Below are 22,550 nucleotides of genomic sequence, written 5' to 3'. Positions count from 1 at the left end.
GGAGGGCCCGGCGCGCGCCGTGCGCTGGGCCCTCGGCCTCACCCCTCGCCGCCGTCGGCCTCGTCCCCGCTGCGAATGTCGTACTTCCGGATGAGCGTCCGCAAATGGCTCCGGTCCATGCGCGCGAGCCGCGACGCCTCGGATACGTTGCCTTTGGCGCGCGAGACCAATTCGCGCACGTAGCGCTCCTCCCAGCGGTCCGCGGCCCTCTGCTTGGCCATGCGGTAAGGCACGCGCAGATCGAATTCGTCCCCCGTGACGGGCCCCGCGCCGCCCTCGGATGGTCCGCTCCCGAGCGCCAGGAGGGCCGGATCGTCGAGCAAAACCGCGCGCTCGACCGCGGCCCGAAGCTCGCGCACGTTGCCCGGCCACGCCTGCCGGCAGAACGATTCGAGCAAATCGGCCGGCATGGTGCGGTTCGGCGCGAGCTCGGCATAAAAATGGCGCGCGAGCCGCTCGACGTCGCCCGTGCGCTCGCGCAGCGGCGGAATGTGAATGCGCACGACGTTGAGGCGATAGTAGAGATCCGCGCGGAACGTGCCGCGGTTGACCTCGGTCCGGAGGTCGCGGTTCGTCGCGGCGATGACGCGCGCGTCGAGCCTGATGCGCTGATTGCCGCCCACGCGCTTGACGGTCTTCTCTTCGAGGGCGCGCAGGAGCTTCGGCTGCATGTCGAGCGGCAGCTCGCCGATCTCGTCGATGAAGATGGTGCCGCCGGCGGCCTGCTCGAAGGCGCCGGGGCGATCGGCGCTCGCGCCCGTGAAGGAGCCTTTCACGTGGCCGAAGAGCTCGCTCTCGATGAGCGTCGGCGCGATGGCCGTGCAGTCGAGCACCACGAGCGGGGCGCGGGAACGCGCGCTCGCCTCGTGGATCGCCGCGGCGAGGACGCCCTTGCCGGTGCCGGTCTCGCCTTCGAGCAGGACGGTGGTCTCGGACTGCGCGATGCGGGGCAAGGCGGCGAAGATGCGGCGCATGGCGTCGCTCGCGCCGAGGACGGAGCCGAATCGATCCTCGGGGCTCAGGGCCTCGCAGATGTCCTCGTCGAGCAGGTCGACGCGCAAGGTGGTGCGCCCGACGCGGACGCGCGCGCCGTCGTCGATATACCCCGTGAGGATGCGGGTGCTGCCGATCCAGGTGCCGTTCGAGGAATCGAAATCGCGCAGGAAGAAGCCGTCGGGCGTCGCGGTGATGCTGATATGGTGGCGAGAGACCGTCGGGTCGGAGAGCACGAGGTCATTGCCCTGGGCGGTGCCCACGGAGACCTCGCTCTTCTCGGCGCGCAGGGTGGCCCCCGTGTCCGGGCCTTCGATCACGGTGAGCGAAAAACCTTCGAGCCGCAGCTCTTTCGCGCTGGGGCGGAGGAGCAGGGTGCCATCCGTCGACATGCTCGCACGTTACCACGCGGCGCTCGCCAAAGGGTGGCGGGTCGAGGCGCGCGTGATGGAGGGCCTGGCCTCCAGGGGATGGAGGGTCGGGCCTCCAGGCATGGAGGCTCGGGCCTCCAGGGCATGGAGGTTCGCTCCTCCAAGCCTGGAGGCGCGGCCCTCCAGGCAGCAGCGCGCGCGAGGGAAATCGCTCGCGTGCGCTGCTTTTTCCGCGGCGTTTTAGGCCGTGGCACGGAACGTGGATAGCCGAGATGCCAAGGACTTAGCGGAGGACGATGATCATGACGACGACGCAGCGCACGCATCTGGTTTCGCGGTTCGGGTTCGGGGGCGCGCTCCTCGCGTCCGCGCTGGTTCTTCCGGCCTGCGGTGGTGAGCTCGTCGACGTCGAGGATTTCGAGGCGGCGGAGGTGGACGAGGCTGAGCAGGCGATCGGCCCGGGCGGCACGAATAACCTCCCGCCGTTCGCCATCGACAGTGATCCTCTCAAGCGCAGCGTGACCAACACCTATGGCATCACGTCGTCCACGAATCCGGATCCGCTCCCGCTCTGCAAGAACGGCACGGTGACCGCGACGGGCTGCACGTTGAAGCCGGAATGGGAGTCATGGATGGCGGCGGATTCGACGAACCGCGGCCCGATGATGAAGGGCATCGTCAAGTGCGCGGTGGGCTCGACGTTCATCGTCTCGACGAACGACGGCTCGCTCACGTTCGCGGGGCAGTGGGAGCTCTACGGGAACTGGAAGACGAATCGCCTCAATGGCGAGAACAAACGGGAGCGCGTGAGCTCCTGCCTTCTCTCGCTCCTCAACGGCAACAACGCGACCCTGGACATCTGCATCATCGGCCCGGGCGGTTCGCCCTTCAGCGATCCCTGCAGCGATCCGCGCCTCGACATTCGCGAGGGCGGGTTCTTCGGCAACCTGTTCGCCGAGAATCCCACCGCGTACGTCGCCGGGCCCGACACCGCGGATCCGGTGGACAGCGGCCGTGCGTGTTTCGGCTCGCGGGGCAACTACTGCTGCGCCGAGCAGGATACGAGCTGCACGCGCCGCATCGTGCTGACCGGCGCGATCCTGGGCTCGCCCGATCAGAACTTCGCGAACAAGCGCTGCAATGCGCCGCTCGTGGACGCAGGCGGCGGGCTCTTGTATTGCCCCTCGTTCTTCTCGACCCGCGAGCCGAATCGCAGCTACACGAACGTGTTCACGACGTTCGTCCCGCCGGCCCTGTAAAACCTGCCGGTCTCTTCCCTCTCCGCCGTCCCCCGCCTTTTTCCTCTCTATCGCCCCTCGATCAACCGGTCCACCTCGGCCGCGGCCTTGCCATAGCGGCGCCGGAGGAGCGGGTTCCCCGCGAAGGCCTTTGCCAGGCTCGCCTTTGCCCGCTCCAGCGAGGTTTTTCCCTGCACCGGATCGATCTGCGCTCGCGACAGGTGGAGCGCCCCTTCGATGGCGAGCGCGCGCGGCAGGCCCGGAGCGAGCTTCAGCGCCTGCTCGATTCCGCGGAGGCCCTCGTCCACGACGGGGCCCGCCGGCACGCTCGGCCGTTCCGCCGCGAGGAGCGCCTCGGCCCGCTGGAGGCAGACCTGTCCGAGCACGAGCCACGGATCCAGGCGTTCCGGGGCCTTTTGCGTCGCCTCGTGGGAGAGCCGCTGCGCTTGTTCGAGGGGCGGAAGCGATGGTTTCCCTTGCTGCCGGGCCCATTCGGCCTCCTCCGCGCGGATCTGGGCCTCCACCATTGTGCAATCCGCGTTGCCGGGATCGATGCGATGGCATTGCCCGAGCGCGCGCAGCCCCTCGTCGAGGCTCGGGCGCCCATCACCTCCCTGGAGGCGCGCGTGGCTCGCGTGGAGGTAATGCGCGCGCCCGGATTCGAGCTGGGCGAACAGGAAATTCGAATCGATGGCGAGGGCTGCCCCGAAGCGCTCGATGGCCTCCTGGGCCGGCGCTCGCCCGTCCTCGCCCGTCATCAGCCGATACGAGGCGATCCTCGCGGAGGCCATTCCAGAGTTCACGGAGGCGAGGAGGTGCTTGTCGTTGACGCCGAGCACGTGGTCCGCCATCTGCATGGCTTCGCGCAGGGTCTTCTCCGGGCTCTCTCCGTGATCGGCTTGCCATTCGGCGAGCTCCGTCAGCCAGGCCGAGGTGTTGTTGTAGGCGATCAGGTACTGCGCATCGAGCTCGAATGCCTTCTTGGTCATGTCGATCGCGCGCCCGAGGACGTCGCGCGCGTCGCCATTTCGCAATCGGATGCTGGAGCCGGAGAGGGCGAGCGCATACCCGTAGTCGTTGTAAGCCCAGGGGAACGTGGGCTTGATGCGGATCGCCTCCTCGAAATGGGCGTACGCCTGGTCGAGGAGGTCCTGCACGGGTTTTCCCTGGTCGAGCTGGTACAGGGCGAGCCGGGTGTACGCGGCGCCGATGGCCTCCTGCGCGAAGGCATCGGCGGGGTGCGAGGCGATCGCCTGCTTTCCCGCGTCGAGCTGCGCGCGGAAGAGCCGCTCGACCTCGGCTTGCGCCGCGCCGTGGTCCTGGGCATACCGCGCCTGGAAATGGTACGCGAAGGCCTTTTTCGTGTGCCCATCCGACTCGGCAGGAGCGGCCGTGAGCGCCTTGTCCGCTGCGGAGAGCGCCTTGTCGAGCTTCGGCTTCGGATCACGGCCGCTGTAGAGATCCATCTCCTCCTGCCGGATCCAGGCCTCGGCGAGCGCCTCGTAAATCTGGTGGTCGCTGCGCCCGATGTCCGCTGCCTGCTCGTAATGCGCGACCGCGTCGGCGAAATCACGCGCGGCCTTTTCGTTCTCCCCGCGGTCCTTCGCGTCGAGCGCGCGGGCCATGAACACGTCGCCTTCGAGCTTCTCGGCCTCGTAGAGCCACGACAGCCCGCCGCGGGCGCTGCGCGCGCTCTCGAGCGCCTCGTCGTAGCGCCGATTGTAGAAATGGATCAGGCCTTCGAGGTAACTCGCCGGCACCGTCGGCAGGCCCCGGCAGCGCGTGAGGTGCGCGAGCGCCGGCTCGAGGTACTCCTTGTCGAGCTCCTGCTTGCGCTTCTCGAAATAGCTCTTGTCGCCGCTCTTGCGCGCCTCCTCGATCGCCCGGCTGTAGAGCTCGCCGAGCACCCGCCCGAGCGCGTAATCGAGCTCGGGCTCGCGCACGCCGAGGGAGGCGGCCTGCGTGAGCTCCGCGTGCGCCCGATCCCACTCCTTCAGCGCGAGGTAGCCGCGGCCGAGCGCATAATGATCGAGCCCCGCCGCGAGGTCGCCGAAGCTCCGCATCTCCGCCTCGATCTCGGCCATGCGGGCGCGCACGACCGCCTTCTCGGGGCCCGTGTCGTGCAGCGGCACGAGGTACGCGCTGCGCACCAGCCATTCGAGGTCCTTCACCGCCTGGCCGAGCTTCTGCCCGAGCTCGGCGCGCTTCTGCGCGATCGCCTCGTTCCGCGCATTGACGATCACCGTGCGGACGCCGTAGCCGGCGAACGCCACGAGGCTCGACACGAGCGCGATCACCGCGAACGCCATCGGCTTGTTGCGCTTGGCCCGCCAGTAGAGGCGCGTCGGCAGGCCGAGGCGGCGCGCGAGCACGCGCTCGCGGTTCAGGAACCGTTCGAGATCGTCGGCGAGCTCGGCCGCGTTCGGATACCGCTGGTGCGGCTCCTTGTTCAGGCACTTGCCGACGATGATGTCGAGCGCGAGCGGGATCGACGGATCCCTCTCCCGCAGCGGGATCGGATCCTGGATCAGCACCTTGAGCAGCACGTTGACCGCGCTCTCGTCCTCGAACGGAGGCGCGCCGGCGAGGATGTCGTAGAGCGTCGCGCCGAGGCTGTAGACGTCGCTGCGCGGATCGATGCTGCGCACGCTCCCGCGCGCCTGCTCGGGTGGCATGTACCCCGGCGTCCCCATGACCGTGCCCGATTCGGTGAGGCCCTTCGTCTCGCTCGCCTCGCGCGCGAGGCCGAAATCCATGAGCACGGGGCGATACGAGGCGGGCCCGTCCGCGCTCGCGCTCTTCTCCACCATGATGTTCGCGGGCTTGATGTCGCGATGAATGATGCCGATGCGGTGCGCGGCGTGTACGGCCTCGGTCACCGTCTTCATCACGCGCACCTTCTCGTCGAGCGTCATCCCTTTCGCCGCGTCGTTCAGGGAGAGACCCTCGACGAGCTGCATCGCGATGTACGCCTTGTCCTCGACCTCGCCGACCTCGAGGACCTTGCAGACGTTCGGATGATCGATACGCGCCTGCGCCCGCGCCTCCTGCAGAAAACGTTTCGTCGTGATGGGATCGGCGCCGTGGATGAACTTGATCGCGACGTGACGCGCGAGCCGCCGGTCGCGCGCCTCGTAGACGGAGCCCATGCCGCCGCGGCCGAGGAATCGTACGATTTCGTAACGATCCCAGCGCCTGGGATCCGCGAGCGGCGAGCGCTCGGAGGCGGCGGGAAGATCGGCCGGGATGTCCGCGGGAGCCTCGGCCGGCGCCGCGGCCGGGGGCGGCTCGGTGGGAGCTTCTGCGGGGGATGCGCTGGCCGGCGGCGGCGTGGAATCCGGCCGCGCCGCGCCGCGCCGGCGACGCCGCTCGCGGGCCAGCTTCACGGTGACGGGGGCCGCTTTTTCCGGAGGGGCGGGGACGATCGTATCGGCGATCGCGAGCGCATCCGGACCCGAGAGGGTCTTCTGATCCTGGCCTTTTTTGGGGGGCTGGCCCATCACGTCACCTTGGTCTCGGAATGCCGTCGCTCGTCAAGCGCTACATGCGCAAGCCGGCGCCGGTCGCGTGGCAAACTCCCTTGCAACCGGGAGACCAAGGAACACGCGGAGCGGAGGGCGCGGGAGGAAAGCTTTATGTCAGGACGAACCGAGGGGAGGCAGGCTCACTTGCAGGTCGGCGCGACCTGACCGTCCGAGCCGGTCGAGACATAGGCGTCCGACACGTACCCGTTGCCGATGAAGTCCCAGAGGGTCGAGGTGCCGTAGGTGCCCGTCACCGAAGTCCCCTTCTTCTGGCAGGTGATCGTGACCTTCGCGCCGTCCGCGACCGATCCGACTGCGGCGCTGCTCGTGCTCGCGTCGGCGCGCACCGTGAGCGCGGCGCCGTTCGTGTTCACGGTGCCGATGACGGACGACCCGCCGCCGCCGCCGTCGCCGCTGCAGCTATTTTTGCTCGTGTAGTTCTTGGTGCCGTAGAAGAACGCCGTGGCGCCATTGAAGACGGGCCGGATGGCGACGCCGTTGCGGCGCACCTCGTAATGGAGGTGCGGGCCGGTCGAGCCGCCCGTGCTGCCGACGGTGCCGATCTTCTGCCCCTTGCTCACGCTCTGCCCGACCGAGACGAGCTGCGAATTGAGGTGCGCGTAACGGCTGCGATAGCCATTGCCGTGGTCGATCTCGATCCAGCGGCCATAACTCGTGTTGCCCTCGTTCGCCACGCGGGTGACCTTGCCGCCGGCCGAAGCGACGACCGCGTCGCCGATGTCGTCGTTGCGGTTGAAATCGACCGAGTTCTGGGGGCTGTGGTTCGTCCGGGTTTGTCCGGCCCAGACCTGCCCGCAGGGGAACGGGAGCTGGAAGGCGGGCATGTCGCTCACGCCCTCGCTCGTGCTGCCGACCTCCTCGTCGACGGCTTCCTCTCCCGGCGGAGGCCCGTCGTCGAGCCACTCGTCACCGCCGAGCGCCGAGGCCGGATCGAGCTCGTCCGGGGGCTCGCCGACGCAGCCGCTCAGCGCGAGGCCGGAGGCAAGGACGAGCACGTTGGAGACAAGGGACCACTTCGACGTCGTTCGCATGGACGACGGGTTCAGCAATGCGCGTACCGACCCGCAATCGTGGGGGCCGGACCACGAAATCGGGCCTCTGCTGCACATTCGCGGAACTTTTACGAAAAGCGCCGGCGTGCTGCATCACGAAAACGGGGCTCAGGGTGGGGCACGCGTTCCCCACCCCTTGGGGCAACCGTTCCCCACCCTGGGCCGTTCATTCATTGCTGCAGACGGCTTCGATCTCGATCGGCGCGGTGATTCCGTTGTCGTCGTTCACGAGCTCGCCGATCGGGAGCTTCGACTGGGTCACGGAGATGGTGGCGTCGGGGTCGATGATGATTCGGCGCGTGGTCCCCTCCACCTTCACTTCGATCTTGCCCGTGGGGGGGATGGGCACCGGCTCCGCGTCGGCGGGCACGTCCATCCTCGTCGTCAACGTAGTTGACGGGTCGATGCGGTACGAACGAATCTGTTTGCCCGGGGTCATGGCACAGGGCGACCACATCATCTCCCCGTGGACGAAGACGAACCCATTCTGCACCGCGACCTTGTCCGGTACGAACGTGATGCCGCCTTCCCAGACGCAGACCACGTCGCTCCCGTCGTCCACGGGGCACGGCCCGTAGTCGTCGCTCCCGCTGCACCCCATCGCCAGTACCACCGCGCCGAGTGCCGCCGCGATGCCACACGTCCACTTCGTCGCCCTGCCTCGCATGTCATACCTCGCGTTCTCGGAACCCGGGTTTGGGGCCCGTTTCGAGGTCACATGGGCAATACGCGTGCCGAGAGCGGCGCTTGCGGGTGAGATTGCGAGGGGAGGGGGTTACTTCGCCGGCAGACCGAGCTGTTTGCCGAGGAATGTGAACGCGAGCGCGTCCATGTAGGCGCGTTGCTCGTTGTTCGCGGCGCCGCCGTGGCCGCCCTCGGTATTCTCGTAATAGAGCAGATCTTGCCCAAGCTCGAGGAGCCGCGCGACCATCTTGCGCGCGTGGCCGGGATGCACCCGGTCGTCCCGCGTCGACGTGGTGAAGAGCGTGCGTGGGTACCGCGTGCCGCTCTTGAGGTTCTGGTAGGGCGAGAACTTGGCGAGCGCGGCGCGCTCCTCGGGTTTGTCCGGGTCGCCGTACTCCTCCATCCACGACGCGCCCGCGAGGAGCTTGTGGTAGCGCATCATGTCGAGCAGCGGCACCTGGCACACGATGGCGCCGAAGAGATCCGGCCGCTGGGTCATCATGACCCCCATGAGCAGGCCTCCATTGGAGCCGCCGATGATGCCGAGCTTCGCCGCCGAGGTCACCTTGCGCGCGATGAGATCCTCGGCGATTGCGATGAAATCGTCGTACGCGCGTTGCCGATTCTCCTTGAGCGCGGCCTTGTGCCAGGCAGGACCATATTCGCCGCCGCCGCGGATGTTCGCCACGACGTAGACGCCGCCGCGTTCGAGCCACCCGGCACCCGTCGACGCCTGGTAGTACGGCGTCATGGACGCCTCGAACCCGCCATACCCTTCGAGGAGCGTAGGCGCAGTGCCGTCGAGCGGCAGGTCCTTCTTGGCGATCTGGAAGTAGGGGATCTTCGTCCCGTCCTTCGAGGTCGCGAACCGCTGGATGACGTCGAGCCCGGCGGCCTCGAAGAAAGCGGGGTTCTTTTTCACGGCCTCGGCGCGGGCTTTTTTGATCGCGTTCCCGAGGGCCAGCGTCGCCGGCGCCGTGAAATTGCTCTCCATGAGCCAGTAATCGTCGGAGGTGTGCTCGTCGTAGGCAAAGGCCCAGACCGAGCTCATGGGCGCGGTGTCGAGCTTCGTCCGGACGAACCCATTTTTCGTTCGCGTATGCACGAAGACCGAGCTCTTCACGTCCTCGAGCTCGACCGTCACGAACGTCGTCTTCAGGCCCATGTAGCTCTCGAGCGACGTGTTTGGCTTCGGCTCGAACAGCGCGGTCATTTCGCGTTTTCCAGCGCGGACCTCCGCGAGCGGGGCGATGAGCAACGCGCCGGCCGGCCAGGTCTTGCCAGCGACGGTCCACGCGCTGCGCAGCCGGAGGAGGAGGTTGCCATCCCAGACGCTCGCCTCCGCGTCCTCGGGTTTGTCGATCTTCTCGTATTTGTCCCCGTTCCGGAGATAAAGCTCTTCCGTGAAGAACGACGGCCTGCGGTAGACCAGGTCGTGCTCCTTGCCGTGGTCGAACTGGCGCTCGCCGCTCACAACCATGTCGGCCTTTTGCCCCTCGAACAGCGTCTTCGCGCTTTCGAGCTTCGTGCCGCGCTTCCACTCCTTCACGATCCGCGGATAACCCGAATCCGTGAGCGAGCCGGGGCCGAAGTCGGTCCCGACGTACACCGTGTCGAGGTCCTTCCAGTGGATCTCGCTCTTCGCCTCCGGCAGCGTGAAGCCGCCTTCGACCATCTGCTTCTTGACGGTATCGAACTCACGGACCACGGACGCGTCCGCGCCGCCGCGGGAGAGGTGCAGGAGGCAACGCTCGTACTTCGGGTACAGGCAATCCGCGCCGTGCCAGACCCAGTTCTCGTTTTCGGCCTTGGCGAGCGCGTCGAGGTCGAGGACGACCTCCCATTTCGGGGCCGGTTTCTTGAACTCGGCGAGCGTGGCGCGCCGGTAGATGCCACGCGGGTTCGTGTCGTCGCGCCAGAAGTTGTACACGTATTTCCCCAGCACCTTCGGCATGGGGATTTTTTCCTTGGAATCATAGATGCGGCGCAATCGATCCCGCAGCGCGCCGAACCCGGGCGCGGCTTCGAGCTCCGCCTTCGACTTCGCGTTTCGCTCGGCCACCCATGCGAGCGGCTTCTCCCCGAGGACCTCTTCGAGCCAGAGGTAAGGATCTTCGACCTTGGGCTCGGACTTGCTCATCGGCGGGGCCTCCGTCTTTGCCGGCATTTCGTTCGCGACCGTCGCGGCGGGCGGCGGCGTGGGGGGTGGCGCCTGGGGCGTTGCGCAGGCGCCGAGAAGGATCGCGCCGAGGAAAGGAGCCAGGGTTCGCATGGCGCGCAGTAAAGCGTATTTCCGGGCCCGCCGGAAGCCCACTCGGTCAGCCGTTTTCTCCCCGGGATACCCGAAACTCCCTTCCACGAAGTCAGGCGAGGTCGAGCTTCATGCCTTCGTGGGACGCGGTGAAGCCGAGGCTCTCGTAGAAGCGCTTGGCGTCGGTCCGGGCCTTGTTCGTGGTGAGCTGCACGAGCCGGCAGCCGCGCGCCCGCGCTTCTTCGATGGCCCAGTTCAGCATGTGCCGGCCGACGCCCGCGCCGCGACGGCTCTCGGCCACGCGTACGCCCTCGACCACCATCCGCAGCCCGCCCTGATACGTGAGACCCGGGATGTACGTGAGCTGCAAGCAACCGATGACGGCGCCGCCGTCCTCGACCACGACGAGGCGGTTGTTCGGGTCGCGCTCGATTGCCTCGAACGCTCGATAATAGGTGTCGGGCAGCGGGCCCTCGGTGGTCTCGCGGGTCGCGCCGAGCGCGTCGGCGGCGAGGAGATGGACCACGGTCGGGACGTCGTCGCGGCGGGCATCACGGAAGATCATGGGATTGCCGTACCGTGTCGGGGGAAGGGCCGCGCGTCAAGGTTCGGGGGAAAGCTTTGCGGGCTCGTCGTTCGTGGCCACCTGCTGCCGTCGTTTTCGTTCTTGAACGATGTCGCTGATTCGCCCCACCGCGCCCTGGCAGGCGTTGATGACCATGAAGAGCGGGGCCAGCGTGGCGAGCCACGGCGCCGGGTAGAACCGACCGGACGAGCCGAAGCCGCCCGAGAACACGGCGTTGACGAAGCAAAAGAGCGTCCCGAGCGAGGCAAAGAGCATCGAGACGAACTCCATGAGCAGGCGCACCACCGTATTGCGTATGCGATGCTGGAGCAAGCCCAGCAAGACCGGCGTCAGAAAGAGGACGGCGATGCTGATGCCGTTCTGCGGATGCTCGGTGAGGACGTCGATCCCGGTGAACGTCCTCGGGCTCCCCTGGCACGAGGAGCGTTCGCCCCACTCGAAGGGGAGCGTGAGCAAGAAGAGCGCGAGCAGCACGAGGCGCCGATACGGGCTTCGGCGTGGCTTTTCGAGTGGGATTTCGGGGAGGTCCGGTTCCGGGCCGCTCGCTTGTTCGTCCACCATCGAGGGCGATGGTATCGCAAAGACGCGCGGCCCGGATCTTTTTCGTCGTGGGTTCAGGGGGGCGGAACGAACTCGAGGGCGAGCTGGAAGTCCCCCGCGTCATTGAAGGGGTTGAACGTCGCCGGGTTCGAGCAAATCCAGCCACAGAAGCCGCCGCCGCTCAGATTCACGACGCGGTTGTCCGAGCTGTAGACGGCCGAGCCCGAGGAGCCTGCGCCGCCGACCTGGAATGCGTCCTCCGCCACCGCGAACGGCGTGCCGGTGAGGTCGATGTTGCCGATGCCCGAGGGCGAGGCGTCGCAGGACATGCCCACGCCGTACGGCATCGACGTGACCGCCCCGCCGCCGTGAACGAGCGAGCCGCTCGACGAGGAGAACGTCTGATCGCCGATATCGACGAGCAGCGTCTCCGGATCGATCCGGATCTTCGTGTAGCTCGTCCGCACGTTCGAGCCCGAGACGGCGCCGCCCGCGGTGTACTGCGAGAAATTCGCCGACGCGCTGGTGTTCGGCAGCGTGAGGTACTCGGCCGGCGAGGACGCCATGTTGTGGCAGTACGCGGTCCAGCCCTTTGCCACGTCGTGGTCGATGTGCAGGAGGTAATGGCCGTTGCCGGCATTGGGGTTCCGGGTCCGGATCTCCTGGCACGTCGCCGGGGGCGGCGGAGGCGGCGGAGGCGGAGGCTGCGGGCCGAGGGCCTGCTCGGTTTCGGCAAGCGAATCTTCCGAGAGGTCCGCGGCGTCGAGATCGGAATCGCTACCGGCGATGCAGCCCGTCATGAAAGGGGCGAGGATGGCAAACGAAAGGGCGTAACGCGAGATGAGGTTCTGAGCGAGGTTCATGGTCAGCTCCGGGAGGGCTAAAGTGTTTTTCTTAGGGGACCTTCATCCCCCGTCGTTCGTGACCATGGCAATTGCACCGGGCGTGCCAGAGGTGTTCTGGCCGCGTGTTTCCCGCGATTTGCGCGTGAATCGCGCCATTTCATGGCGAGTGCCTCCGGGGCGCACGAAGCTCGCGGCGGCGCCGTTGGGGGTGGCAACCGCCAAGCATGGAGGCTGGCGCCTCCAACCGGGTCCTCGGCCGTCGTGATGGCGGGGTCGAGCGCCTCCATGGTACCGTCCTCGACGATGGAAGCCGCGCGCGCCGCTCGTCGTGTGGGTCTGCTCCTCGCGCTTTTCGCGTCGGGTTGTCAGCGGGGAGGGGGAGACGCGGATACGTCGCGCGCTTCGGCCTCCTCGGCGGCGCCGAGCGCCTCGGCCGCGCCCGTGGTGGAGGCGCCTCCGCCTCCCGTCGCATCGTCGAGCGCGGCGCCGAGCGCGGCGGCCTCTGGACCCGAGCCGCCGTTCGATTCGGAGAGCGTGACGGCCGTCATCGTCTGGCAGCAGGACGACAAGGCCCAGGGCGGATTTCGCTCGTCGTGGGTGGAGCGGATCGCGGACAAACCCGAGGTCAAGGGCGAACGTCCGGGGATCATCGCGGTTTCGTCGACCTCGATCTGGTCGCTCGGGACGACGATCGTGAAGGGATGCTCGCAGTACGCGTTCGACGCGAACGGGGAGGTCGTCGTTCGAAACGGGCAGCCGGTGCGAGTGAATCCGGAGCTGGAGATGCCCGAGCTCGTGCGCGCCGAGGACGGCAAGCGCGTGGCGCCCTGGAAAGACGGCCACGGATATCCGACGGTGGGAACCCAATGCGAGAGCTCGCTCGAAGAGTACAGCGTTCGCGTGGTATTCGAAGGCGGCATGGGTCCGTTCGTCGTGGCCAGCGTCAACACGTATACGAACCACGGCGGCGCGCATGGAATTCGCGGGCAGAATCTCGTGTCGATCGATCTCGATGCAGGGAAGGCCGTGGACCTCGGTCCTCCCGAGAAGGACAAAGCCGCGCTGGCGAAGGCCGCGGCGGCGGGCTTGAGCGTCGAGCTGAAGGAGGTCCAGCCGGCGGGCGTCGTGCTCATGTATGGGCCGCTCGGCGCGGGGCTCGCGCTCTACCGCTTCTCGGCCTACGCGCCGTATGTCGGCGGCCTCGGGGGCAACAGCTACAGCAACGATTTCGTGGTCAGCTCGAAGAGCTTGCCCGTGGAGCTCGAACGGTACCAGAAGCTCCCTGCCTGGGTCGTGCCGCATCTGAACGGAAAATCACGTATGGTCTTCATGGTCCCGCCGGCGCGCCTCTCGGCCTTCCGGCGGCAGTTCGACGCGGCGTATTCGAAGTGACGACGGCGGCGCTTCCCCTGCGCGCACTCTTCGTGTCATGCTCGCGTGCATGAAAGACAAGATCGTCGTCATCACGGGCGCGAGCGCCGGTATCGGCGCCGCGATCGCGCGCAAGGCGGGCGCCGAGGGCGCGTGTGTCGTGCTCGCCGCGCGCCGGCAAAAGGAGCTCTCGGAGGTCGCCACCGCGTCCGGCCCCGATGCGCTCGCCGTCGTCACGGACGTGACCGTACGATCCGACGTGGAATCGCTCGCGCAGAAGGCCCTCGATCGGTTCGGCCGCGTCGACGTGTGGATCAACAACGCGGGCCGCGGCATCACCCGCGCCCCGTCGCAGATCACGGACGACGATCTCGACCTGATGATGCGCGACAACGTGAAGAGCGCTCTCTACGGCATGCAGGCCATCCTGCCCCATTTCAAGGAGCGCAACGCGGGGCAGATCATCAATGTGTCCTCGATGCTCGGCCGGATCCCGTACTTCGCGGCCCGGACCGCGTACTCTGCCTCCAAGCACGCGCTGAACGCCCTCACCGCAGGCCTTCGCGCCGAGCTGCGACCGATGTACCCGGGGATCATCGTCACCACCGTCTCCCCCGGGATCGTCGCGACGGATTTTGGCCTCAATGCCGTGCACGGCGGGGTCGATTCGCGGTCGCTGCCGGGCGCGCAGAGCGTCGACGAGGTGGCCGACGTCGTGATCGACGTGATCCGCAATCCGCGGATCGACGTGTACACGCGCCCCGTCTACGCCGACAACGTCCGCCGGTATTACGAGGACATGGACGCCTTCGAACGCGCCTCGTTCGTCGGGCCGAAATGAGGAGAGGGAGGGGCACGATGAAGCGCGCTGCAATCGCCGTTTGCCTCATGGTCGTTTCTTGCAAGCCGACGGGCGAAGGCCCTGCGAAGGAGGCACCGGCCGCGCGTCCGCTCGGCGAACTTCTCCAGCAGCAGGACCTGACGTACGCCGACCTCGGCAAAGATTTTCGCTGGACGCGCGGGCAGGCTTTCTCCAAAGCCGGCGCGCGTGATGCATCCGGGTGGCCGCCGCCCGACCCGACGAAGATCACCGTACGGTACCTCAATCCCGACAGCTGGGGTTCGGATCCGAGCGCCCGCACGGGCAAGGGCCGGCGCGATTGCCTCGTCGCCATTTGTCCGACCTCGAAGGAGATCGTCGAATCGGATCTCGAGGTGAATGGAACACACGCCGTCCTGGAGCTTCCGGCGGCGGATTGCCAGATCCGGCTGACGACCCGGGATTTCCACGGCTACCCGGCGGCGCACCTCCATCGCGAGCCGGGTCTCCCCGGCACGCAAGGCTACGACGCGCCGAAGCTGCCCGCAGGCACGTCGACGGGCGCCGTGATCGATCTGGGAGAAGTGACGCCGCGGAGGGAATGACGCGACGCGCGGGCTCGTCCGCGCATACGTTATCGAGTTCCTGGGCACGGCTTCGACGCTGGGTCCACGGTTGAAATCCCTCGGCGAGGGGGGATAGGATGCCGCCGTGCCTAGCGAACGCGACGCTTCCTTCACCTTGACGAGCCTCGACGAGGGCCGATCTCTCCGGCTGCCGAACCTGCGGGTCACGGTCACGCCGCCGGATCGGCAAGCCGTCACGGCGCCCCTCGGGCTCGCGCCCCTCGTGCTCGGCAAGAGCCCCGAATGCGATCTCGTGATCACCGATCCCAAGGTGTCGCGGGTGCATTGCGAGGTACGCCTCACCGAGGACGGCGTCCTCTTGAGAGACATGCAGAGCCGGAATGGCACGTTCATTCGTGACATCCGCGTCGTCGAGGCATTTCTTCCGCCGGGCGTGCAGGCCACGCTCGGCGATTCGACGATCGTCGTGCAGCCGTCCGGCGGGGCCGCCGTCCTTCCCCTGTCCACGCGCGGCACCTTCGGCGACGCAGTCGGCGAAAGCCTTGCGATGCGGGCGCTTTTCGCCCGGCTGGAGCGCGTGGCAAAGACCGACGAGACCATTCTCTTGCTCGGCGAATCCGGCACGGGCAAGGAGATCCTGGCCCACTCGATTCACCAGGAGAGCCGGCGCAACCAGGGCCCGTACGTGATCGTCGATTGTGGGGCCATTCCGCCCTCCACCATCGAGGCCGAGCTCTTCGGGACCGTCCCGGGCGCGGCCACGGGCGCGGTGAACCGGGCGGGCTTCTTCGAGGCCGCGCATCAGGGGACGATCTTCATCGACGAGATTGGCGAGCTGCCGCTCGAAGCGCAGCAGAAATTGCTCCGCGTGATCGAGGCTCGGACCGTGCGCCGGCTCGGATCGACGCAGGAGCGGGCCATCGACGTGCGGATCGTCGCAGCCACCCATCGGAACCTCAAGGCCATGGTGGCGGAGGGCAAGTTCCGGCAGGATCTGTATTTCCGCCTCTCGGTGCTCGAGCTCTCGGTGCCGCCGCTGCGCGAGCGACGGGAAGACATTCCGCTTCTCGTCGAGCGTTTCCTTTCGAGCCGCCATCCGCCCTTGAACACTTCGGATTTGCCGCCCGAGACGATTCCGATGCTGACGGGGTACGACTGGCCGGGCAACGTGCGCGAGCTCCGGAACGTGATTGCCCGCCTCGTGGTGTTTCCCGAGCTATTGCACGAAATCCTCGACCCATTGGCGGGACCCGCGCCCGAGGCCGGCTCCGGGCCGCCGACCGAAGGCGAGGCGGCGCAGGTGGACCCCGAGGACCTGAAGCTCGGCAAATTGCTCGAACTATCGCTCCCCGAGGCGCGCGAGGCCGTGCTGGCCGAGCTCGAACGCAAGTACGCCACCGCCAAGCTTCGCAAGTACGACGGCAACATTTCCCGGGCGGCCGAGGCCATGGGCGTCTCGCGCCAGCTCCTGCACCGATTGCTCGACCGGCACGGCATCAAAGCCAAGGAGGGCATCCCCGAGAACCCGGCGCCCCGGCGGGCCTGATCGGCGTGATGAAATACAGACGGCTGCGACGGGACGAGCCCGGACAAACGCAGGACGTGACGGTCGGGCAGGCGGAGCTCGCCGCGCCGCAGGCCGAGCGTGTGGAAGATGCGCCGCCGGATGCGGGGCCCGAGACGTCGGAAATCCCGCCCACGCTTTATTCGCGTTTCGAGGCGTTCGAGTTCCTGGGGCGCGGCGGAATGGGCGCCGTTTACAAGGCGCGGGATTTTCGCCTCGGCCGCGAGGTCGCCATCAAGCTCCTCTTCGGCGCCGATTCCGAGCTCGGCGGCAGCCTGCTCCGCGAGGCCCGCTCGCAGGCGCGCATCACGCACGAGAACGTATGCGAGGTGTACGAGGCGGGGACGGCCGATCACGTGCGGTTCATCGTCATGCAGCTCATTCATGGCGAGCCGCTCGACAAAGTCCGTTCGGCGATGACGCTCGAAGAGAAGGTGCGTATCGTCCGGCAGGTCGCCTTGGCTTTGCACGAGGCGCACAGGCTCGGGCTCGTGCACCGCGACGTCAAGCCTGCGAACATCCTGCTGGAGCGCGGCGAGGACGGGGCGTGGAAGCCTTACATCATGGATTTCGGCCTCGCCCGTGAAATGGGCGATACGGGGGCGACGGTGACGGGCGCGCTCATGGGAACGCCCTCGTTCATGGCGCCCGAGCAGGCGGCGGGGAAGGTGCGCTCCCTCGATCGTCGCACCGACGTGTATTGCCTCGGCGCGACGCTCTACGACGTCCTCGCCGGTCGGCCACCGATCGTCGCCGACAACCTCACGGCGCTTCTCCAGGGCATCGTCCACGACGAGCCGCCGACGATCCGGCAAATCGATCGCGACGTACCGCAGGATCTCGAGGCGATCGTGATGAAATGCCTCGAAAAGCAGCCTTCGGCTCGATACGAATCCGCGAAAGCGCTGGGCGACGATCTGCAGCGGTTCCTCGACGGCGATCCGGTGGAGGCGCGCAGGCAATCGATCGGATACGTCTTGTGGAAGCGCGCGCGGCGGCACAAAGGGAGAGTGGCGCTCGCGAGCCTCATGCTCGTCGTCGCGGCGGTGCTCGTCGGGGCCTGGATACGCGAGCGGCAGAGGGCCTCCGACCAGGTGAAGCTTTCGCGCGAGCTCGGCGAGAGCGTGAAGGAGATGCAGTTTTTCCTGCGAAACGCGTACGGCTTGCCCCTTCACGATGTGGATCGCGAGCGGCGGATCGTGCGAGAGCGGCTGAAGACGATCGCCTCGTGGTTGGACGCCGCGGGGGAGGTCGGCGTGGGGCCGGTGCATTCTGCGCTCGGGTACGGGTACCTCGCGCTGCAGGAGCACGCGGAGGCGCTCGCGCACCTGAAGCAGGCGGAGGCCGCGGGATATCGGTCGGTGGAGCTCGATTACGCGATGGGGATGGCGCTGAGTGAGGTCTACAAGAACGAGCTCGCGGACACGAAGCGGATGGAGGGGGAGCGACAGAAGCAACGTATCGCCGTGATCGAGGCGGAGTACAAGCAGCCGGCGCTCTTGCACCTCAAAGCGGCGCTCGGGGGTACGATCGAGGCGCCGGCCTACGTGGAGGGGCTCATCGCCTATCACGAGGGCCGGCACGAGGAGGCGCTCGTGAAGGCGCGGGAGGCGTTCGAGAAGGCGCCCTGGCTTTACGAGGCGCGGAAGCTCGAAGGGGACGTGCTCTTCGCGATGGGGAGGAAATACGGTCACGACGCGGCGTTCGAACACGAAAAAATGTCGCATTGGTTCGGGCGGGCGCGGGAGGCCTATCGCGCCGCCGCCGATATCGGGAGCAGCGATCCGGCCGTGCACGTCGCGATGTGCGAGCTGTTCACGCAGGAGATGAACGGCGCGCGCGCCGCGCACAAGGCCCTCCGGCCGAGCTTCGCGGCAGCCGAGGAGGCGTGTGGAAGAGCGATCGCCGCGAGCCCCGTGATGGGGCTCGGACACCTCCGACTGGCGCAGCTACACTCGAATTTCGCGTGGCACGTCGCCGTCGGGGACGCGCCCGACGAGCAGCCGGAGGTCGCCATTGCGAAGGCCATCGAGCACGCGGAAGAGGCTGCGCGGAGGGGCGCCGAGGGCGATCCGATGGCGTGGTACATCGCAGCCGCGGTGTGGCGGACGCGGGTCCTTCATGCGAGCGATCGCGGCATCGACGTCGTGCCCGCGGTCGACCACGCCATCACGGCGTACGACGAGGCGCTCGAGCGGGATCCCGCCTTCGTGTGGGCGCTCAACGAGAGCTGCTCGGCGTATTACTTTCGCGCCCAGCACGAATTCATGCACGGCATCGACGCGCGCCGTTCCATCGAGGAGGGCCTTCGGCGCTGTAGCAAGGCGCTCGAGATCGACCCGAGCTTCTCCTATGCGAAGCTCACGGCGATCGATCATCGATTGCTCCTGGCGGAGCAAATGGTGGCGGCGGGGCAATCCCCCCGGGACGTCGTGCAGGAGGCGGAGGCGCTGATCGAGGCTTTCCAGCAGCAATCGCCGCGCTCGCCCGTGCCGCATCGCTTCCGCGCCATGCTGGCGCTCACGGAAGCGACGTACCTGCTGGAATCGGGCGGCGATCCAGCGCCCGCATTGCTCCGGGCCGACGCGGGCGCCGCGGAGCATGCCCGACTCGCGCCGACCTCCTCCCTCACGCACGACCTTCGCGGCAGAGCCGCCACGATTCGCGCGCGGCTTCAATTCGAGTGCGGGGAGGACCCGTCCCCCTGGATCCTCGAAGCGAGGGATGCCTTCGGAAAGGCCATGGAGGCGAGGCCGAACGTTCTGAAGTACCGGGTGTGGGGCGCCCTCGGGGAGACGATCGCCCTGCGCTGGGCGATACGACGGAACGAGGCCAGCGACGCGCAATTCGACACGGTGATCGCGTCCCTTTCGCCGCTGCTCGAGGTCGCGCGCGCCGAGCCTCGGCTTTACGTCGCGCTTGGCGAAATCCATGAGCTCAGAGGCCAGTTTCGGAGCGGCCGGGGCGCTGATGCGGAGGGCGAAATCGCGAAGGGGCTCGGGTTCCTCACGCAGGCGCTTTCCATGCATCCGCGGATGCCGAGCGCGCTTGCCTGCAAGGGCAGACTCCTGCTCCTGCGAGCGACGGCGGCGAAGGGAGCGCGCGAGGCGCGGGAGGCCGCGAAAATGTCGATGGAGGCATTCACGGCGGCTGTCCGGGAGAATCCGCTCGTCGAGAGGATGGACCGGCAGGCCATCGCGGCCGCGCGGCGCCTTGCGCAGGAGGCGCCGACGCGCGGCCCCTGAGATTGCTTCATCAAGGAAGGTCGCACTGTTTGGGGCCCGCGGAGATGGCCATGGTGCTGAGCCAGGTCTTGATGGCGGGACGGCCGAGGCAGCTCCAGTTCTTCGTGACGGGGTTCTGCGTGCAATCCGTATCGATGCTCGATCGGCTTTCCACATTGCAGCCGGGGATCGCGTCGCCCGGGTTGTCCCCCGATGCGCAAGTCCGCGTCAGCAGCGACATGTACGTGTTCTCGCATGGCAGGACGATCTCGTCCAAGGGCCAGACGAAATACTCGCGTTCTCCCGTATCCGACAGACGAGCCACCCAGAGGGCCTCTTCGACGTTGTAGGACATGGCCTGGAAGAATGACAAGCCGTTGGAGGTGACGGAATCCCCCGTGATCCGAATCTGCACCTCCTCCTCCTTGGGGTTGATGTTCACGATCATGCACGTGAAGAGGTCCAGCTTCTCGGAGAGGGTGAGGCCGCGCGTCGCCCACTCCTTCGTGGTCTTCAGGTGGCCCCGCCCGACGTGACCGCCGGGTCCGTAGGTCCCCTGCGGCAATGCGCAATGGATAGCATACTCGAGCGTCCGGCTATCCGTGTCGGCCAGGAGCTCGGCCAAGGCCGTATTGTCCGGTGCGCTCAGGCTGAGGTCTGCCGCCGCCCAGAGCGTATCCGCGTGGCTGTGGAAGTCGTCGGTGCCGAGGCTGTTGATTCCGTGATCGCCGCCCTCGAGCGTCTCGAGCCCGACGCCGTCGATGGGACCGACGTTCTCCTCGGCGAGACACCCCGCGGTGAGGAGACCGGAACCGATGGCAGAAGCAAGAAGAAAGAAGCGGTGACGCGTCATGGCGTGCGAGTCCTTTTCTTGAAGCTTTGGCGACGTCTTCGTCCGTCGCGTGGATACGTCCCCTCATAACAAGACCCATGCCAGGCCCTTGAGCGGCTTCGCGCTTGCCTCCATTGCACGAAACAAGCACCTCGACCAGCCGCGCGTGACACGGCGCCGCGACACTGTCACACCGTCGTGACAGCCGGTGTTCCGCCGTGGTGACAGGGGTTTTGGGCAGCGATCCTGGCCCAGCCACCATCGGCCACGGAGGGAGGGACGCGGTGAGCGCACGGGGATGCGGCGGGGATTCTCCTCGATCGGCCCGCCGCGCGTGGAGGCGACGTGGTCCTCGTCGGGGAGGGAGCCATTGCAGCGCTCGTGCCAGGGCCGCAGCTCGTCATGATGTTTCGTGGAAAGAGGGCCCCGCGTTTGGCGGGTGATGGGGGATCGTCAGGCTCGCGTGACGTTCGCGAGGCATTCGCTGTCATAGCGGCGTGACGGGTGTCATGGGATCGTGACAGCGGGTGGTGAGGGGAACGGCGCAAAAGCGACGTGATCTCCGAGCGTACGCGGATCGACTGTGATGTCCGGAGCGGTCTCCTCGCCTGGCACGTCCCGTGCGAGGTGGTATCGCGCATTGAAAACGCCGGCGCCGGGGAAACCCGTGAAGAAAAACGGTATCGCTCAAGGGTTCTACGTGGCTCTCGTGGCGAGCACCGCGATCGCCCAGGTGGCGAACTCGCTCTCCGATCGGCTCGCCACCGTGGGACGTTATTACGGTGACGCGGCGGGCTACATCCCCATCATCACGCGGACCGACGGCATCAAGTACGTCGCCACCGCCGACGGCCAGGCGCCGTTCACGGTGTACAACGTGGGCGACAGCGTGGCCGACGACGCGACGCTCGCGGTCTGCGGCATCAACGCGACCGGCGCGCTCGTCGGGTGCGATCCTGCTTATGGCGAGACGATGCTTTATGCGCTCGAGGACCTGCAGAACGTCGAGCGCGCCCCGGGTACGATGATGATCCAGTGCCGCGTGCTCTTCGGGACCACCGACCACTGCAAGATCACGCTGCTCGACCGGAGCACGGCGTGTTATGTATGCAGCGGCGGCTCGTGCGCCAAGACCCACTGCTGATGAAAGACCGGTATGCTGCTCCGCTGCGGTGAAGCCCTCTGCAAGAAGCACGTCGCTGACGCATTCAGAAGGCGCCGCGTATTCGAAGCCGGCCGGAAGAAGCTCGACCGCCACGCCCGTGACGATCGGCGGATCCCTCTGCTCTTTCCACTTGGCGACCGGCGCCGCCGCGAAGAGCAACGCGGCCCCGCGTGCTTGCAATCATCGTCCGCGTCGCAAAGTCCCGCGTTGCTCTCGTCGTTTTTCTTTGCGCGCTGAGCGCTCCGCTCACCAGAACTTCCACCAGGGCTTCTCGGCCTGCGCCGGCGCGGGCGCCTTCGCGGCAGGCTCGGCGCCTTCGACCAGGGAAAGAACCATCGTCCCGCCGCACGGGCAGAACGCCGTGAAGGCCGCCATGATGGCTCCCTCGGGCGCATTCGGGAACCGCGTCTTGGCCATGATCGTCGGCGGGTCGAGGGATTGGTCGGCGCCGCACTTGTCACAGGCAAGGACGCACCATTGGCTCCGCTCGACGAGGTATTGTGGCGTGACCCGGACCGGATGCGGCGTGCCGGGCGAGTGCACGAAAAGAATGCTCTCGCCCTCGCGCGCCGTCTGGAGCTGCTTCGGCTGGTTCAGCAGCGTCCCCGTATAGACCCTCCGTTCGTCCCAGCTCACCTGGGCCGCGCGGATCGGCGGCTTGGCGTCCGGCGGCGCGACCGGCATTCGTAATTTCCCGTGCGCGCCGGTCACCCGCACCCAGCAAGCCTCCAGGCCCCGCTGGGTGCGGCGCGGCTCGCCGTCGTGCACGATGACCTGGAGATCGTCGGGGAAGTCGGGATGAAACATGCCTTGGAAGGCAGGATCGTTGCGCCAGGGCGTCGTGGTCATGGCGGCCACGATAAGGCAGGAAGGGGCCCACTT

The 22,550-nt window shown here is 67.3% G+C and carries 18 protein-coding genes; 7 read left to right on the top strand and 11 right to left on the bottom strand.

Features of this window, described 5'->3' with window-relative positions:
- Positions 1-38: 38 nt before the first annotated feature.
- Positions 39-1,385, bottom strand: coding sequence for a sigma 54-interacting transcriptional regulator (locus tag QHF84_RS22600; protein ID WP_281315443.1), 1,347 nt, complete (start codon positions 1,383-1,385; stop codon positions 39-41).
- 281 nt (positions 1,386-1,666) lie between these two features.
- Between QHF84_RS22600 and QHF84_RS22595 the strand changes: the two genes are divergently transcribed.
- On the top strand, positions 1,667-2,623 hold the full coding sequence (locus QHF84_RS22595; protein WP_281315442.1) for a hypothetical protein: 957 nt from the start codon (positions 1,667-1,669) through the stop codon (positions 2,621-2,623).
- 47 nt (positions 2,624-2,670) lie between these two features.
- Here QHF84_RS22595 and QHF84_RS22590 read toward each other — a convergent pair whose 3' ends face one another.
- The 8 genes from QHF84_RS22590 to QHF84_RS22555 all read right to left on the bottom strand — a co-directional run bounded on the left by QHF84_RS22590 (position 2,671) and on the right by QHF84_RS22555 (position 12,653).
- Entirely contained in the window at positions 2,671-6,102 is a 3,432-nt protein-coding gene (locus tag QHF84_RS22590) for a serine/threonine-protein kinase (protein ID WP_281315441.1), read from the bottom strand.
- 164 nt (positions 6,103-6,266) lie between these two features.
- A complete protein-coding gene (locus QHF84_RS22585; protein ID WP_348652872.1) occupies positions 6,267-6,971 on the bottom strand; it encodes a peptidoglycan DD-metalloendopeptidase family protein in 705 nt (234 codons plus the stop codon).
- A gap of 394 nt (positions 6,972-7,365) precedes the next feature.
- Entirely contained in the window at positions 7,366-7,866 is a 501-nt protein-coding gene (locus QHF84_RS22580) for a hypothetical protein (RefSeq protein ID WP_281315439.1), read from the bottom strand.
- Positions 7,867-7,974: 108 nt separating this feature from the next.
- A complete protein-coding gene (locus QHF84_RS22575) occupies positions 7,975-10,155 on the bottom strand; it encodes a prolyl oligopeptidase family serine peptidase (protein ID WP_281315438.1) in 2,181 nt (726 codons plus the stop codon).
- 91 nt (positions 10,156-10,246) lie between these two features.
- On the bottom strand, positions 10,247-10,699 hold the full coding sequence (locus QHF84_RS22570; protein ID WP_281315437.1) for a GNAT family N-acetyltransferase: 453 nt from the start codon (positions 10,697-10,699) through the stop codon (positions 10,247-10,249).
- A gap of 36 nt (positions 10,700-10,735) precedes the next feature.
- Positions 10,736-11,281: a hypothetical protein gene (locus QHF84_RS22565; protein WP_281315436.1), complete on the bottom strand. Its 546-nt coding sequence runs from the start codon at positions 11,279-11,281 to the stop codon at positions 10,736-10,738.
- Between the two features lie 53 nt (positions 11,282-11,334).
- The gene (locus tag QHF84_RS22560; RefSeq protein ID WP_281315435.1) at positions 11,335-12,123 is read right to left on the bottom strand and encodes a GON domain-containing protein; all 789 of its coding nucleotides are present in this window, start codon (positions 12,121-12,123) and stop codon (positions 11,335-11,337) included.
- A 347-nt stretch (positions 12,124-12,470) separates the two neighbouring features.
- Entirely contained in the window at positions 12,471-12,653 is a 183-nt protein-coding gene (locus QHF84_RS22555) for a hypothetical protein (RefSeq protein WP_281315434.1), read from the bottom strand.
- Here QHF84_RS22555 and QHF84_RS22550 point away from each other — a divergent pair.
- The 5 genes from QHF84_RS22550 (at position 12,640) to QHF84_RS22530 (ending at position 19,692) form a co-directional block, all read left to right on the top strand.
- On the top strand, positions 12,640-13,497 hold the full coding sequence (locus QHF84_RS22550; protein WP_281315433.1) for a hypothetical protein: 858 nt from the start codon (positions 12,640-12,642) through the stop codon (positions 13,495-13,497). The genes QHF84_RS22555 and QHF84_RS22550 overlap by 14 nt on opposite strands.
- A gap of 49 nt (positions 13,498-13,546) precedes the next feature.
- Complete coding sequence (locus tag QHF84_RS22545) at positions 13,547-14,317, top strand: SDR family NAD(P)-dependent oxidoreductase (RefSeq protein WP_281315432.1); 771 nt, start codon at positions 13,547-13,549, stop codon at positions 14,315-14,317.
- A 17-nt stretch (positions 14,318-14,334) separates the two neighbouring features.
- Positions 14,335-14,901, top strand: a complete 567-nt coding sequence (locus QHF84_RS22540; protein WP_281315431.1) for a hypothetical protein — start codon at positions 14,335-14,337, stop codon at positions 14,899-14,901.
- 106 nt (positions 14,902-15,007) lie between these two features.
- On the top strand, positions 15,008-16,429 hold the full coding sequence (locus QHF84_RS22535) for a sigma 54-interacting transcriptional regulator (protein ID WP_281315430.1): 1,422 nt from the start codon (positions 15,008-15,010) through the stop codon (positions 16,427-16,429).
- A gap of 8 nt (positions 16,430-16,437) precedes the next feature.
- Positions 16,438-19,692 (top strand): serine/threonine-protein kinase, encoded by a 3,255-nt coding sequence (locus QHF84_RS22530; RefSeq protein WP_281315429.1) that lies wholly within the window; start codon positions 16,438-16,440, stop codon positions 19,690-19,692.
- Between the two features lie 10 nt (positions 19,693-19,702).
- On the opposite strand, the gene QHF84_RS22525 is transcribed toward QHF84_RS22530, so the two are convergent.
- Positions 19,703-20,524, bottom strand: a complete 822-nt coding sequence (locus QHF84_RS22525) for a hypothetical protein (protein WP_281315428.1) — start codon at positions 20,522-20,524, stop codon at positions 19,703-19,705.
- Between the two features lie 688 nt (positions 20,525-21,212).
- On the opposite strand from QHF84_RS22525, the gene QHF84_RS22520 reads away from it, so the two are divergent.
- Complete coding sequence (locus QHF84_RS22520; RefSeq protein ID WP_281315427.1) at positions 21,213-21,647, top strand: hypothetical protein; 435 nt, start codon at positions 21,213-21,215, stop codon at positions 21,645-21,647.
- A gap of 267 nt (positions 21,648-21,914) precedes the next feature.
- Here the strand turns inward: QHF84_RS22520 and QHF84_RS22515 are convergent, their stop codons facing one another.
- Positions 21,915-22,517 (bottom strand): hypothetical protein, encoded by a 603-nt coding sequence (locus tag QHF84_RS22515; RefSeq protein WP_281315426.1) that lies wholly within the window; start codon positions 22,515-22,517, stop codon positions 21,915-21,917.
- Between the last annotated feature and the right edge of the window lie 33 nt (positions 22,518-22,550).

Source organism: Polyangium sp. y55x31 (genome assembly GCF_029946505.1).
Lineage (GTDB): Bacteria > Myxococcota_A > Polyangia > Polyangiales > Polyangiaceae > Polyangium.
The sequence above is the reverse complement of the archived record's forward strand: the minus strand, read 5'-3'. Positions and strand labels throughout refer to the sequence as shown.